We start from the raw sequence: 13033 nt of genomic DNA, 5'->3' as shown, positions 1-13033 counted from the left end.
CCATGAACGTCCCGGCCCCCGGCCTCCCGGCCCGGGTCCGGATCCACGAGGTCGGGGCCCGGGACGGGCTCCAGAACGAGAAGACGGCCGTACCCACCGAGGTGAAGGCGGAGTTCGTCCACCGTCTGGCCGCCGCCGGGCTGACCACCATCGAGGCCACCAGCTTCGTGCACCCCAAGTGGGTGCCCCAGCTGGCCGACGCCGAGCAGCTCTTCCCGCTGCTCGGCGACGTGGAGGCCGACCTCCCCGTCCTCGTGCCCAACGAGCGCGGCCTGGACCGTGCGCTCGCGCTCGGGGCCACCCGGATCGCGGTCTTCGGCTCGGCCACGGAGACCTTCGCCTCCCGCAACCTGAACCGGACCGTGGCCGAGTCCCTCGCGATGTTCGAGCCCGTCGTGGCCCGCGCGAAGGAGGGCGGGGCCCATGTCCGGGGCTATCTCTCCATGTGCTTCGGCGACCCCTGGGAGGGCCCCGTCCCCGTCCACCAGGTGGTCTCCGTCGCGAAGGCACTGCTCGACCTCGGCTGTGACGAGCTGAGCCTCGGCGACACCATCGGCGTCGCCACCCCCGGCCACGTCCAGGAGCTGCTCAGCGCCCTGAACGAGGCGGGTGTCACCACCGACCGGATCGGCGTGCACTTCCACGACACCTACGGCCAGGCCCTGTCCAACACCCTCGCCGCGCTCCAGCACGGCGTGAGCACCGTCGACGCCTCCGCGGGCGGCCTCGGCGGATGCCCGTACGCGAAGAGCGCCACCGGCAACCTCGCGACCGAGGACCTGGTGTGGATGCTCGACGGCCTCGGCATCGAGACCGGGGTCGATCTGGCCGCCCTCACCGCCACGAGCGTGTGGATGGCCGAACAGCTGGGGCGTCCCAGCCCCTCCCGTACCGTCCGCGCCCTCTCCCACAAGGAGTAACGAGATCATGTCCCTCGACCACCGGCTCACCCCCGAGCACGAGGAACTCCGCCGTACCGTCGAGGCGTTCGCGCACGACGTGATCGCGCCGAAGATCGGCGACCTGTACGAGCGGCACGAGTTCCCGTACGAGATCGTCGCCGAGATGGGCCGCATGGGCCTGTTCGGCCTGCCCTTCCCCGAGGAGTACGGCGGCATGGGCGGCGACTACCTCGCCCTCGGCATCGCCCTGGAGGAGCTGGCCCGGGTCGACTCCTCGGTCGCCATCACCCTGGAGGCCGGGGTCTCCCTCGGCGCCATGCCCCTCTACCTCTTCGGCTCCGAGGAGCAGAAGCGGACCTGGCTGCCGAAGATGTGCTCCGGCGAGATCCTCGGCGCCTTCGGCCTGACCGAGCCCGGCGCGGGCTCCGACGCCGGCGGCACCCGCACCACCGCCGTCCGCGACGGCGACGAGTGGGTCATCAACGGCTCGAAGTGCTTCATCACCAACTCCGGTACGGACATCACCGGCCTGGTCACCGTCACCGCCGTGACGGGCCGCAAGGCCGACGGCCGCCCGGAGATCTCCTCGATCATCGTCCCGTCCGGCACCCCGGGCTTCACGGTGGCCGCCCCCTACTCCAAGGTCGGCTGGAACGCCTCGGACACCCGCGAGCTGTCCTTCGACGACGTACGGGTCCCGCTCGCCAACCTGGTCGGCGAGGAGGGCCGCGGCTACGCCCAGTTCCTGCGGATCCTCGACGAGGGCCGGATCGCCATCGCGGCCCTGGCCACGGGGCTCGCGCAGGGCTGTGTGGACGAGTCGGTGAAGTACGCCAAGGAGCGGCAGGCCTTCGGCAAGCCGATCGGCGACAACCAGTCCATCCAGTTCAAGCTGGCCGACATGGAGATGCGCGCCCACATGGCCCGGCTGGGCTGGCGTGACGCGGCCTCCCGCCTCGTCGCGGGCGAGCCCTTCAAGAAGGAGGCGGCGATCGCGAAGCTGTACTCCTCGACGGTCGCGGTCGACAACGCCCGCGAGGCGACCCAGATCCACGGCGGCTACGGATTCATGAACGAGTACCCCGTGGCGCGCATGTGGCGGGACTCGAAGATCCTCGAGATCGGCGAGGGCACGAGCGAGGTCCAGCGCATGCTGATCGCCCGCGAGCTGGGCTTCGCCGGCTGATCCCGCCCCTCGTTCCAAGCGGCCCGCGCCCCCACGCGGGCCGCTTTTATGTGTATTGGGTTACTAATCACGGTATTCAGGCATAACAGAGTGTTGCCGTGTATGTGCAATTTGCCGGTGTTAGCTTCCTCGCTGCGCGCTACCCCTGGTCCGGGCCACAGGTCGGGAAGCGGGGTGCCGAACGGCGCGCTCCGGCCTCAAGCACATGAGGAGAACCCCACGTGATCAGTTCCGTGCAGCCGCCACCGCCCCGTAGAGGGCGTCGGCTCAGGGCAGCTCTCGTCACCGCCACACTCGCCGCCTCGCTCACGGTACCGGCGGCGCTGAACGCCCAGGCGATGGCCGCGGTCCAGCTGTGTACGACGGCGACCGCCCTCGACAACAGCCGCTTCGAGATCGACCTCAACGCGAACCTGATCGTCAACGGCGGTGCCTCCTGCATCGACTGGCTCACCGGCGGCACCAACACCGCGTTCCGCAGCGGGGTCCTGGTGAAGGCCGACCGGCCCAGCGGAACCGGCGACGACGCCTTCGGTCAGGGCTCGAAGGAGGACGACCCGAACCCGACCATCGTGTTCGGTTCGATCCCGCCGAACAAGAGCGACCTGAAGAACTTCGGCGTGTACACGGAGCAGACCACGACGCCGAAGTTCCTGGAGCTGTTCTGGCAGCGGGTCAACAACCCGTCGGGCACCACGAACATGGACTTCGAGCTGAACCAGAAGTTCTGTGACCTGACGAAGGTCCCCACGAACTGCGCGAACAACGGGTCCAACGTGCCGCCGGAGACCCCGGTCCGCACCGTCGGCGACAAGCTGATCACGTACGACCTCTCCAACGGCGGCACCGTCCCGACCATCTCCATCCGCACCTGGAGCGGCTCGGTCTGGGGTGCCCCGACGGTCATCAGCGGTACGTCGAACCCGCTGGCGGTGGGCTCGGTCAACACCACCTCGATCCCCTCCAACCAGACCGGCGGGCTCAGCCCGACCGCCCTCGCCCCGTTCACGTTCGGCGAGGCGGCGATCTCGTACAGCGCGCTCTTCCCGTCGGGCAGCTCCTGCACGACCTTCGGCTCCGCCTACGTCAAGAGCCGCTCCTCGGACGCCTTCAACTCCGAGCTGAAGGACTTCATCTCGCCCGAGCCGGTGCAGATCACCAACTGCACGTCGCTGATCACCTCGGCAACGCCCACGGCGACGGTCGGTGACACCATCGTCGACACCGCGACGCTGGGCGGCGCCTCCGCCAACGCGGGCGGCAGCATCACCTTCAACCTCTACAGCAACTCGACCTGCACGGCCCTGGTGCAGAGCTTCGGCCCCATCCCGGTGAACGGCCCCGGCCAGTACACCACCAACCCGGGGTACACCACGACGACCGCCGGCACCTACTACTGGACCGCCTCGTACACCGGCGACCCGAACAACCAGGGCGCCTCCACCGCCTGCCGGGACGCCAACGAGACGACCGTGGTCGCGAGGACCGGGCCGTCGATCAACACCCAGCTCCTCAACGCCCAGAACAACCCGACCAGCACGGCCACGATCGGCGACTTCGTGCACGACTCGGCCAGCCTCAGCGGCGCGACCGCCAACGCGGGCGGCACGGTCACGTACGCCTACTACACGGACGCGGCCTGCACGCTGAACAGGGTCCAGGTCGGCAACCCGGTGACGGTCACGAACGGGAGCGTCCCGAACTCGGCCGCCGCGCAGTTCAACCAGGTCGGCACGTTCTACTGGCAGGCCTCCTACAGCGGCGACGCCAACAACATGCCGGCGGTGAGCGCCTGCACCTCCGAGCCCCTGGCCGTGGACAAGGCCCCCGCGAACATCCTCACCAGGCAGCGGTTCCTCCCGCAGGACACGGCCACGGTCTCGGCCAACTTCGGCGGTCAGCCCACCGGAACCGTCACGTTCGACCTGTACGGCCCGAACGACAACGAGTGCAGCGCCAACAAGGTGGGCACCTGGACCGGCACGCTGCAGAACGGCGTGGCCACGACCAACAACACCACCTTCTACATCAACGCCGCCAACCAGGGTGAGTACAGGTGGCTGGTGACGTACTCGGGCGACGCCACCCACAAGAGCGTGACCAGCGAGTGCGGCCACGAGAACTCCACCATCGCCGTCAACAACGGGCTCTGATCCGATCACCCCGATCGAGCCGGATCCGCTCCGGCCATGACCGACACAGAGGGCCTTCCGTCTCCGACGGGAGGCCCTCTCCCGTGTGTCGCCACCCACACCCGCGAAGAAAGTTAGGTCCCCCTTACCTATTTCAGCCAAGGTTAGGCTAACCTTCCCTCCGAACGGCCCAGTGGCCACCGGCACGCACGAAATCGGACATCGACATGCCCAAGTCCCGTATCTCCCCCTTCACCCGTCGCGGAATCATCGCGGCCGGCGGCGCCCTCGGCCTGGTCGCGGCGCTCGCCGCGTGCGGCGGCACCGACAAGGCGAAGGACGGTGCGGGCGACAAGGGCTCCGCGGCCTCGGGCGTCTGGTCCTTCAAGGACGACCTGGGCAAGGACGTCAGCACCAAGTCGAAGCCGAAGAACATCGTCGCCTTCACCGGTACCGCCGCCGCGCTGTACGACTACGGCATCCCGGTCAAGGGCGTCTTCGGCCCGACCAAGACCGCCGACGGCAAGCCCGACGTCCAGGCCGGCTCCATGGACATCTCGAAGGTGGAGATCCTCGGCAACGTCTACGACGAGTTCAACGTCGAGAAGTACGCGGCCCTCCAGCCCGACCTGCTGGTCACCAACACCTGGGACGGCAGCTACTGGTACGTGCCGGAGGCCTCCAAGGACAAGATCCTGAAGCTGGCCCCGGCCGCCGCGATCGGCGTCGGCGGCGACGCCAGCATGGACAAGTCCCTGGAGCGCACCGCGGAGCTCGCCAAGTCCCTGGGCGCCGACATGAACTCCAAGAACGCCGTCGACTCCAAGGCCCGCTTCGAGGCCGCCGCCGCGAAGCTGCGCGAGGCCACCAAGGCCAACCCGGGCATCAAGGTGCTCGTGGGCTCCGGTTCCGCCGACCTGTTCTACGTCTCCACCCCGGACACCTCCGCCGACCTGAAGTACTTCAAGTCCCTCGGCGTCGAGTTCGTCACCCCGGAGAAGCTGGACGAGGGCGGCTTCTTCGAGAGCCTCAGCTGGGAGAACGCCGGCAAGTACAAGGCCGACGTCGTCCTGCTCGACAACCGCACCGGCACCCTGCAGCCGGAGGAGCTGAAGGCGAAGGCCACCTGGGCCGAGCTGCCCGCCGTCAAGGCCGGCCAGATCACCCCGCGCGTGACCGAGCCGATCTACTCGTACGCCAAGTGCGCGCAGATCCTCGAGGACCTCGCGAAGTCCATCCAGAACGCCAAGAAGGTCAGCTGACCAGCAGCCGGTACCGTGCCCGGCGCGCCCCCGCGCGCCGGGCACACTCCTCGGGGGGACCCACCACATGACCACCGCAACAGAAGCCGCACACTTCCGCTTCTTCGAGCTCGAAGTGCTGCGCACCCGCCGCCTCGGCCATTCGTTCCTGCGCGTCACGTTCGGCGGTGAGTCGCTCGCGGACTTCCGCTCGGGCGGCTTCGACCAGAGCCTCTCGCTCTTCCTGCCGCCCGACGGGCAGGAGCACACCGTGCTCCCGTCCACGGACGAGGACACCTGGTTCGGCGCCTGGCGCGGGATGCCGGACGAGGAACGTCCGGTGATGCGGTCCTACACGGTGCGCGAACAGCGCCGGACGCCCGAGGGCGTGGACGAGGTCGACATCGACTTCGTCCTCCACGGGGATGCCTCCCCGGCTTCCCGCTGGGCCGGGCGGGCGGTGTCCGGGCGCCGGATCCTGGCGATCGGCCCGGCCGTCGCGGAGAACAAATCCGTACGGTTCCAGGCGCCCGCGACCGCCGACGCGATCTGGATGTACGCGGACGAGACCGCCCTGCCGGCCGCGGCCGCGATCCTGGAGCGGCTGGCGGCCGGGACCCCGGTGCGGGCCTGGTTCGAGGTCCCGCACGAGGACGACCGGCTCGCGCTCTCGACCGCCGCGAAAGCCGACATCACCTGGATCGTGCGCGGGGGAGACGGCGGCGACCGCACCGAGCAGGTGCTGAACGCGCTGCGCGCCGCGCAGACCCCCGCCGCCGAAGCCCCGTACGTCTGGCTGGCCGGTGAGGCGGGCACCGTTCGCGCGACCCGCCGCCACTTCGTGCAGGAACGATCCGTCGACCGCCGCTCGGTGCGTTTCACCGGCTACTGGCGGCTCGGCGCGAGCGAGGAACAGCTCCTCGCCGAGGCGTACGCGGGCCAGGCTCCCAGCGAGGAGCCGACCTCCGAGCTGTAGTCAACTCGCGCATTTCGCACGCCATTCGAGAGATGGGCCCCGGCTTCCCGCCGGGGCCCATCTCTCTTTGTCATTGAGGTTAGGTTAGGCTAACCTAAGTTCATCACCCCCCAACTCCCCACTCCCCCTGCCCGGAGGAAAGTTGATGCGCTCGCATCTGCTGAATGAGACGACCGCGGACCTCTACCGGCGTTCCGTCACCCAGGGAGTCGAACGCGTCGCCGCCAAACTCGCGGGCACGCAGCGGCCTCACACCGGCATATCCGTCGACGAACTCGCCCCCGTCATCAACGGGATCGACCTCGACACGCCGCTCGCCGACCCGGCCGCCGCCCTCGACGAGCTGGAGGAGGTCTACCTGCGCGACGCGGTGTACTTCCACCACCCGCGCTACCTCGGCCACCTCAACTGCCCGGTCGTCATCCCGGCGGTGCTCGGCGAGGCGGTCCTGTCGGCCGTCAACTCCTCCCTCGACACCTGGGACCAGTCCATCGGCGGCACGCTCATCGAGCGCCGCCTGATCGACTGGACCGCCCGGCGCATCGGCCTCGGCCCGGCCGCGGACGGCATCTTCACCTCCGGCGGCAGCCAGTCCAACTTCCACGCGCTGCTCCTCGCCCGTGACGAGGCCTGCCGCGTCGTCATGCAGCGGGCGATGCGGGAGGGCATCGAACTCACCAAGGCCGAACTGCTCCCGAAACTGCGCATCTTCACCTCCGAGGCCAGTCACTTCAGCGTGAAGAAGTCGGCCGCCATGCTCGGACTCGGCTACGAGGCCGTCATCTCCGTCCCGGTCGACCGCGCCCGCCGCATGGACACCTCGCTCCTCGCCCTGGAGCTGGAGGCCTGCGCCGCCGACGGCCTCTTCCCCATGGCCGTCGTCGCCACCGCCGGCACCACCGACTTCGGGTCCATCGACCCGCTCCCCGAGATCGCCCAGCTGGCCGCCGAGCACTCCGCGTGGATGCACGTGGACGCCGCGTACGGCTGCGGACTGCTGGTCTCCCCCACCCGCCGGCACCTCCTCGACGGCATCGAGCACGCCGACTCGGTCACCGTCGACTACCACAAGTCCTTCTTCCAGCCGGTCAGCTCCAGCGCGCTGCTGGTGCGCGACCGCGACACCATGAAGCACGCCACGTACCACGCGGACTACCTCAACACCCGCCGGATGGCCGAGGAGCGCATCCCCAACCAGGTCGACAAGTCCATCCAGACCACGCGCCGCTTCGACGCCCTCAAGCTCTGGATGACCCTGCGCGTCATGGGCGCCGACGGTGTCGGCTCGCTCTTCGACGAGGTCGTCGACCTGGCCGCGGCGGGCTACGAGGTCATCGCCGCCGACCCGCGCTTCGAGGTCGTCGTCCGTCCGCAGATCTCCACCCTGGTCTTCCGCTACGTCCCGGAGGGCGACGCCGCCGGCATCCGCCCGGACCTGATCGACGAGGCCAACCTCCACGCCCGCAAGGCCCTGTTCGCCTCCGGTGAGGCCGTCGTCGCCGGCACCAAGGTGGACGGGGACCAGTACCTGAAGTTCACCCTCCTCAACCCGCAGACCACGACGGCCGACATCACCGCCGTCCTCGACCTCCTCGCCGCTCACGCCGCGCAGTTCCTGGGAGAATCCCTTGCCGTCCACCGCTAAGCCCCACGACTTCATCGGCATCGGCCTGGGTCCCTTCAACCTGGGACTGGCCTGCCTGACCGCCCCGATCGACGAGCTGGACGGCCTGTTCATCGAGTCGAAGCCGCACTTCGAGTGGCACGCCGGAATGTTCCTGGACGGCGCGCACCTCCAGACGCCGTTCATGTCGGACCTGGTCACCCTCGCCGACCCGACCTCGCCCTTCTCCTTCCTCAGCTACCTGAAGGACAAGGACCGGCTGTACTCCTTCTACATCCGGGAGAACTTCTACCCGCTGCGGGCCGAGTACAACGACTACTGCCGCTGGGCCGCCGACCGCCTCGACAACGTCCTGTACTCCACCTCCGTCACCGAGGTCACCTACGACGAGCGGACCGCCCTCTACGAGGTCCACACCGACAAGGGCGAAACCCACCGGGCCCGCCGGCTGGTCCTGGGCACCGGCACCCCGCCGCACCTGCCCGAGTCCTGCGCGAACCTCGACGGCGACTTCCTGCACAACTCCTCCTACATGCGACACAAGGCGGAGCTCCAGCGCAAGAAGTCCATCACCCTGATCGGCTCGGGCCAGAGCGCCGCCGAGATCTACTACGACCTCCTCGCGGAGATCGACACGTACGGCTACCAGCTCAACTGGGTGACCCGCTCGCCCCGCTTCTTCCCCCTCGAGTACACGAAGCTGACGCTGGAGATGACCTCGCCGGAGTACGTGGACTACTTCCACGCGCTCCCGGAGGAGACCCGCTACCGGCTGGAATCCCAGCAGAAGAACCTCTTCAAGGGCATCGACGGCGAACTCATCAACGCCATCTTCGACCTGCTCTACCAGAAGAAGATCACCATGCCGGGCGCGGTTCCGACCACGCTCCTCACCAACACCGCCCTCGGCTCCACGGCGTACGACACCACCACGGGCACGTACACCCTGGGCCTGCGCCAGGAGGAGCAGGAGCGGGACTTCACCCTCACCACCGAGGGCCTGGTCCTGGCCACCGGCTACAAGTACGTCACCCCGGAGTTCCTCGCCCCGGTCCGCGACCGCCTGGTCTTCGACGGCCACGGCCGCCTGGACGCCGCCCGCAACTACAGCGTGGACACCACCGGGCGCGGGATCTTCCTCCAGAACGGCACCACGCACAACCACTCCCTCACCTCGCCCGACCTGGGCATGGCCGCGTACCGCAACGCGTACGTCATCGGCGAGCTCCTCGGCCGCGAGTACTACAAGGTCGAGAAGTCCATCGCGTTCCAGCAGTTCGCAGTCCCGGAAGGCACGGCAGCATGAGCACCACCACGGACACCCTCTTCACCCGCACGGACCCGGTGCTCGGCACCTTCTCCGTCCGCCCCCTGGACCCCTTCACGGACGCGGAACTCCTGCACGGCTGGGTCACCCACCCCAAAGCCTCGTTCTGGATGATGCAGGACGCGACCCTCCCGGACGTGGAGCGCGAGTACATGCGCATCTGCGCCGCCGAGCACCACCAGGCCTTCATCGGCCTCCACGAGGGCCGGCCGGCCTTCCTGATGGAGAGCTACGACCCGGCGGAGCTCGAACTGGTCGGCCTGTACGACCCCCGGCCCGGGGACGTGGGCATGCACTTCCTGGTCGCCCCGACCGACACCCCGATCGCCGGATTCACCCGCGCGGTGATCACGACGGTCATGTCCGCGCTCTTCGCCGACCCCTCGACGGCGCGCGTGGTGGTCGAGCCGGATGTCCGCAACACGGCGGTCCACGCCCTCAACGAGGCGGTCGGCTTCGTCCCCGACGGCCCGGTCCGGAAGCCGGAGAAGGAAGCCCTACTCAGCTTCTGCACCCGCGCCCAGTTCGAGGCGGCCACGATATGAGCCTCGCCGAAGCCGTTTCCCACCTCTCCCCGGAGCTGTGGGCCCGCGCCAACCGCGCCCTGGTCCGCAAGGCCCTCGCGGAGTTCTCCCACGAACGCCTCCTGACCCCCGAGCCCCTCGGGGACTCCTGGTACTCGGTCCGCAGCGACGACCGGACGGTCGAGTACCGCTTCCGGGCCACCCTCCACGCCCTGGACCACTGGGCGGTGGACGAGTCCTCGATCACCCGCCACAGCGACGGTACGTCGCTGGAACTCGACGCCCTGGACTTCCACATCGAGCTCCAGCAGGCCCTGGGCCTGAGCGCGGAGGTCCTCCCCGTCTACCTGGAGGAGATCTCCTCCACCCTGGCGGGCACCGGCTTCAAGTACACCAAGCCCCAGCTCTCCTCGGCGGTCCTCGCCAAGTCCTCCTTCCAGGACGTCGAAACGGGCATGACCGAGGGCCACCCCTGTTTCGTCGCGAACAACGGCCGCCTCGGCTTCGGCGTGCACGAGTACCTCTCGTACGCACCGGAGACGGCGAGCCCGGTCCACCTGGTGTGGGTGGCGGCCCGCAGGGACGTGTCCACCTTCACGGCGGGCGCGGGCCTGGACCACGACTCGTTCATGCGCGAGGAGCTGGGCGAGCCGGCCATCGCCGGTTTCGCGGCCAAACTGGCCGCCCTGGGCCTGGACCTGGCCGACTACCACCTCTTCCCGGTCCACCCGTGGCAGTGGTGGAACAAGACGACGGTCACCTTCGCGGCCGAGATCGCCAACCGCCGCCTGGTCCTCTTGGGCGAAGGCGAGGACGCCTACCTCGCCCAGCAGTCCATCCGTACCTTCTTCAACACCACGACCCCCACCAAGCACTACGTCAAAACGGCCATCTCGGTCCTCAACATGGGCTTCATGCGCGGCCTCTCCGCCGCGTACATGGAGGCCACCCCGGCCATCAACGACTGGCTGCACCGCCTGATCGAGGTGGATCCGGTCCTCCGGGCCGTCGACTTCTCGATCATCCGGGAGCGGGCGGCGATCGGCTACCACCACCGCCAGTACGAGCGCGCGACGGACCGCTACTCGCCGTACCGCAAGATGCTGGCGGCCCTGTGGCGCGAGTCCCCGGTGAACTCCCTCCGGGACGGCGAACGCCTGGCCACCATGGCTTCCCTGCTCCACGTGGACTCGGAGGGCCGCTCCTTCGTCGGCGCGCTGATCGAGGAGTCGGGCCTCACTCCCGCCGAGTGGCTGAAGCCCTACCTCCGCGCCTACCTGCTTCCCCTCCTCCACTGCTTCTACCGGTACGACCTCGCGTACATGCCGCACGGCGAGAACACCATCCTGGTCATCAAGGACGGCGTCGTGCAGCGGGCGATCTTCAAGGACATCGCCGAAGAGATCGTGATCATGGACGTCGACGCGGTGCTCCCGCCGGCCGTCGAGCGCATCAAGGCCGACATCCCGGAGGACATGAAGCTCCTGTCCATCTTCACGGACGTCTTCGACTGCTTCTTCCGCTTCCTCGGCTCGATCCTCGCGTCGGAGGGCATCTGCACGGAGGACACCTTCTGGCGGGCGGTGGCCGATTGCGCCCACGACTACCAGGACTCCATGCCCGCCCTCGCGGACCGCTTCGCCCGCTACGACCTCTTCGCGGACGAGTTCCAGCTGTCCTGCCTGAACCGCCTCCAGCTGCGCAACAACAAGCAGATGGTCGACCTGGCCGACCCGTCCGCCGCACTCCAGCTGATCGGCACCCTCAAGAACCCCGTCGCGGCCTTCGCCCGGCGGTGATCGGGGGCAACGGGCGCGCGTTCTCGAATACGGTCCCTCGGGCGCGCGCCCGTTCCCTCCCCGACCTCGCCGTGTCAGTGGGCGGTGCTAACGTCCGCGCACATGGCTGAATTCACCAACAAGCGGCACGTCACCTCGGTCGCGCAGCTCGATCCCGTACAGGCCGAGCAGCTCAGGCTGAGCGGAGTCGCCTACGACGGCGAGGACCTTCCGGCCGAGCGGCGCGTGAATCCGGACGACCCCGACGACGAGTCGGCGCTCTACGCCTGCGAACTCTGGGACGTGGAAGTCGACGGATCGACCGTCTACGAGGCGTGGTTCTACCAGGTGGACAGCGGATCGATCTTCCTTGCCGGGAGCACGGAAATGGTCGCCGAGATCATCCAGTGCGGTCTGGAATGCGGCGATGGGGAACGCGAGATGGAGCTGGGCACCGCGATGGTGCGGGCCGGCCTGCTGCCGACCGGCGACTCGTCGTACCAGCGTTTCCGCCGGGCTGCCGACGCGACGCCGTAGGCCGCAGGCCGGCGCACGTGTCACGGTGTCGGGAACGCCCGCTGGAAGTCGGTGACGATCCGGCGGTAGCCGGTGTGCGCCGTCTGCCGTGCGTGGCGCAGGGCCCACACCGCCGGGCCGTCGTCGTCATCGGCCGGGCCGGAACCGGCGTGGCAGGAGGTGCACTCGACCTCGTGGATCGCCTCGCTCCCGGTCCGGTCGGGGGTCAGCAGCCAGGCGGTCACGGCGCCGCCTTCACGGACAGCTCGGCCCACACCCGTTTCCCGGGCCCGACCCGCTCCCCGACGGCCCAGCGGTCGGCGACGGCCGCCACCAGGTGGAGCCCGCGCCCGCCGTCGTCGTCCCGGTCCGCCGCCACGAGCACGGGCCGTGCGGGGCTGGTGTCGTGCACCTCGACCCGTACGCCGTTGCCGAGCCGGACGTACCGGGTCTCGATCTCCCGGTCGCGGGGAGCGGCGGCGTGCCGTACGGCGTTGGTCACGAGCTCGGAGGCCACGAGCAGGGCGTCGCCCTCCAGCTCGGAGAGCCCCCAGTCGGCCAGGGCCTTGCGCAGCTCGGCCCGCGCGAGCGGTACGCACCCGGCCTCGCGCCGCCACCGCCGCACCACTTCTTCCCGTTCGCTCACCGGGCCACCGCCCGCCCGTGGATGACGCGGGGGCCGAGATCGATCCCGTACGTCGCGAGGACGAGCACTTGCCTTCGCCACCACTGCCGTAGCGGTGGCACCAGCCCGATAAAATGCAGCACGTTGACGCTCCTCGTAAGCGTTGGCCATGCCCCCGGACTGTTCGCGCAGTCGCGGGGGT

General features: G+C 69.1%; 13 protein-coding genes. 10 read left to right on the top strand and 3 right to left on the bottom strand.

The genetic code is table 11. The features are described from left to right. Nucleotides 1-2 precede the first annotated feature (2 nt). The 10 genes from ACIQ5Y_RS33975 (at nucleotide 3) to ACIQ5Y_RS33930 (ending at nucleotide 12227) form a co-directional block, all read left to right on the top strand. Complete coding sequence (locus tag ACIQ5Y_RS33975) at nucleotides 3-920, top strand: hydroxymethylglutaryl-CoA lyase (protein WP_403889506.1); 918 nt, start codon at nucleotides 3-5, stop codon at nucleotides 918-920. A gap of 7 nt (nucleotides 921-927) precedes the next feature. Then, a complete protein-coding gene (locus tag ACIQ5Y_RS33970) occupies nucleotides 928-2088 on the top strand; it encodes an acyl-CoA dehydrogenase family protein (RefSeq protein WP_403889441.1) in 1161 nt (386 codons plus the stop codon). Between the two features lie 221 nt (nucleotides 2089-2309). After that, complete coding sequence (locus ACIQ5Y_RS33965; protein ID WP_403889438.1) at nucleotides 2310-4241, top strand: hypothetical protein; 1932 nt, start codon at nucleotides 2310-2312, stop codon at nucleotides 4239-4241. Nucleotides 4242-4447: 206 nt separating this feature from the next. After that, entirely contained in the window at nucleotides 4448-5482 is a 1035-nt protein-coding gene (locus ACIQ5Y_RS33960) for an ABC transporter substrate-binding protein (protein WP_403889435.1), read from the top strand. 67 nt (nucleotides 5483-5549) lie between these two features. Then, nucleotides 5550-6437: a siderophore-interacting protein gene (locus ACIQ5Y_RS33955; protein WP_403889432.1), complete on the top strand. Its 888-nt coding sequence runs from the start codon at nucleotides 5550-5552 to the stop codon at nucleotides 6435-6437. A 145-nt stretch (nucleotides 6438-6582) separates the two neighbouring features. After that, on the top strand, nucleotides 6583-8082 hold the full coding sequence (locus tag ACIQ5Y_RS33950; RefSeq protein WP_403889429.1) for a pyridoxal phosphate-dependent decarboxylase family protein: 1500 nt from the start codon (nucleotides 6583-6585) through the stop codon (nucleotides 8080-8082). Beyond that, nucleotides 8066-9367, top strand: coding sequence for a lysine N(6)-hydroxylase/L-ornithine N(5)-oxygenase family protein (locus ACIQ5Y_RS33945; protein ID WP_403889426.1), 1302 nt, complete (start codon nucleotides 8066-8068; stop codon nucleotides 9365-9367). The genes ACIQ5Y_RS33950 and ACIQ5Y_RS33945 overlap by 17 nt, the downstream gene beginning before the upstream one ends. Beyond that, a complete protein-coding gene (locus tag ACIQ5Y_RS33940) occupies nucleotides 9364-9933 on the top strand; it encodes a GNAT family N-acetyltransferase (RefSeq protein ID WP_403889423.1) in 570 nt (189 codons plus the stop codon). Before ACIQ5Y_RS33945 ends, ACIQ5Y_RS33940 begins: the two co-directional genes overlap by 4 nt. Next, nucleotides 9930-11711, top strand: coding sequence for an IucA/IucC family protein (locus tag ACIQ5Y_RS33935; protein ID WP_403889420.1), 1782 nt, complete (start codon nucleotides 9930-9932; stop codon nucleotides 11709-11711). The genes ACIQ5Y_RS33940 and ACIQ5Y_RS33935 overlap by 4 nt, the downstream gene beginning before the upstream one ends. Nucleotides 11712-11813: 102 nt before the next feature. After that, nucleotides 11814-12227: a hypothetical protein gene (locus ACIQ5Y_RS33930; protein WP_403889417.1), complete on the top strand. Its 414-nt coding sequence runs from the start codon at nucleotides 11814-11816 to the stop codon at nucleotides 12225-12227. Between the two features lie 20 nt (nucleotides 12228-12247). On the opposite strand, the gene ACIQ5Y_RS33925 is transcribed toward ACIQ5Y_RS33930, so the two are convergent. From ACIQ5Y_RS33925 to ACIQ5Y_RS33915, 3 genes are read right to left on the bottom strand one after another with little or no spacing between them, the layout of a single operon-like run. Continuing rightward, a complete protein-coding gene (locus ACIQ5Y_RS33925) occupies nucleotides 12248-12451 on the bottom strand; it encodes a hypothetical protein (protein ID WP_403889414.1) in 204 nt (67 codons plus the stop codon). Beyond that, complete coding sequence (locus ACIQ5Y_RS33920; RefSeq protein ID WP_403889411.1) at nucleotides 12448-12852, bottom strand: ATP-binding protein; 405 nt, start codon at nucleotides 12850-12852, stop codon at nucleotides 12448-12450. Before ACIQ5Y_RS33920 ends, ACIQ5Y_RS33925 begins: the two co-directional genes overlap by 4 nt. Then, the gene (locus tag ACIQ5Y_RS33915) at nucleotides 12849-12974 is read right to left on the bottom strand and encodes a hypothetical protein (protein WP_327283536.1); all 126 of its coding nucleotides are present in this window, start codon (nucleotides 12972-12974) and stop codon (nucleotides 12849-12851) included. Before ACIQ5Y_RS33915 ends, ACIQ5Y_RS33920 begins: the two co-directional genes overlap by 4 nt. Between the last annotated feature and the right edge of the window lie 59 nt (nucleotides 12975-13033).

Source organism: Streptomyces sp. NPDC096339 (genome assembly GCF_044762985.1).
Taxonomy (GTDB): Bacteria; Actinomycetota; Actinomycetes; order Streptomycetales; family Streptomycetaceae; genus Streptomyces.
This window is presented reverse-complemented; position numbering and strand designations above follow the sequence as displayed.

Bases quoted from the DNA above. Each gene is read 5' to 3' on its own strand.
- ACIQ5Y_RS33935 (WP_403889420.1), top strand. From the start codon at position 9,930: ATGAGCCTCGCCGAAGCCGTTTCCCACCTCTCCCCGGAGCTGTGGGCC.
- ACIQ5Y_RS33975 (WP_403889506.1), top strand. From the start codon at position 3: ATGAACGTCCCGGCCCCCGGCCTCCCGGCCCGGGTCCGGATCCACGAG.
- ACIQ5Y_RS33955 (WP_403889432.1), top strand. From the start codon at position 5,550: ATGACCACCGCAACAGAAGCCGCACACTTCCGCTTCTTCGAGCTCGAA.
- ACIQ5Y_RS33950 (WP_403889429.1), top strand. From the start codon at position 6,583: ATGCGCTCGCATCTGCTGAATGAGACGACCGCGGACCTCTACCGGCGT.
- ACIQ5Y_RS33940 (WP_403889423.1), top strand. From the start codon at position 9,364: ATGAGCACCACCACGGACACCCTCTTCACCCGCACGGACCCGGTGCTC.
- ACIQ5Y_RS33930 (WP_403889417.1), top strand. From the start codon at position 11,814: ATGGCTGAATTCACCAACAAGCGGCACGTCACCTCGGTCGCGCAGCTC.
- ACIQ5Y_RS33970 (WP_403889441.1), top strand. From the start codon at position 928: ATGTCCCTCGACCACCGGCTCACCCCCGAGCACGAGGAACTCCGCCGT.
- ACIQ5Y_RS33960 (WP_403889435.1), top strand. From the start codon at position 4,448: ATGCCCAAGTCCCGTATCTCCCCCTTCACCCGTCGCGGAATCATCGCG.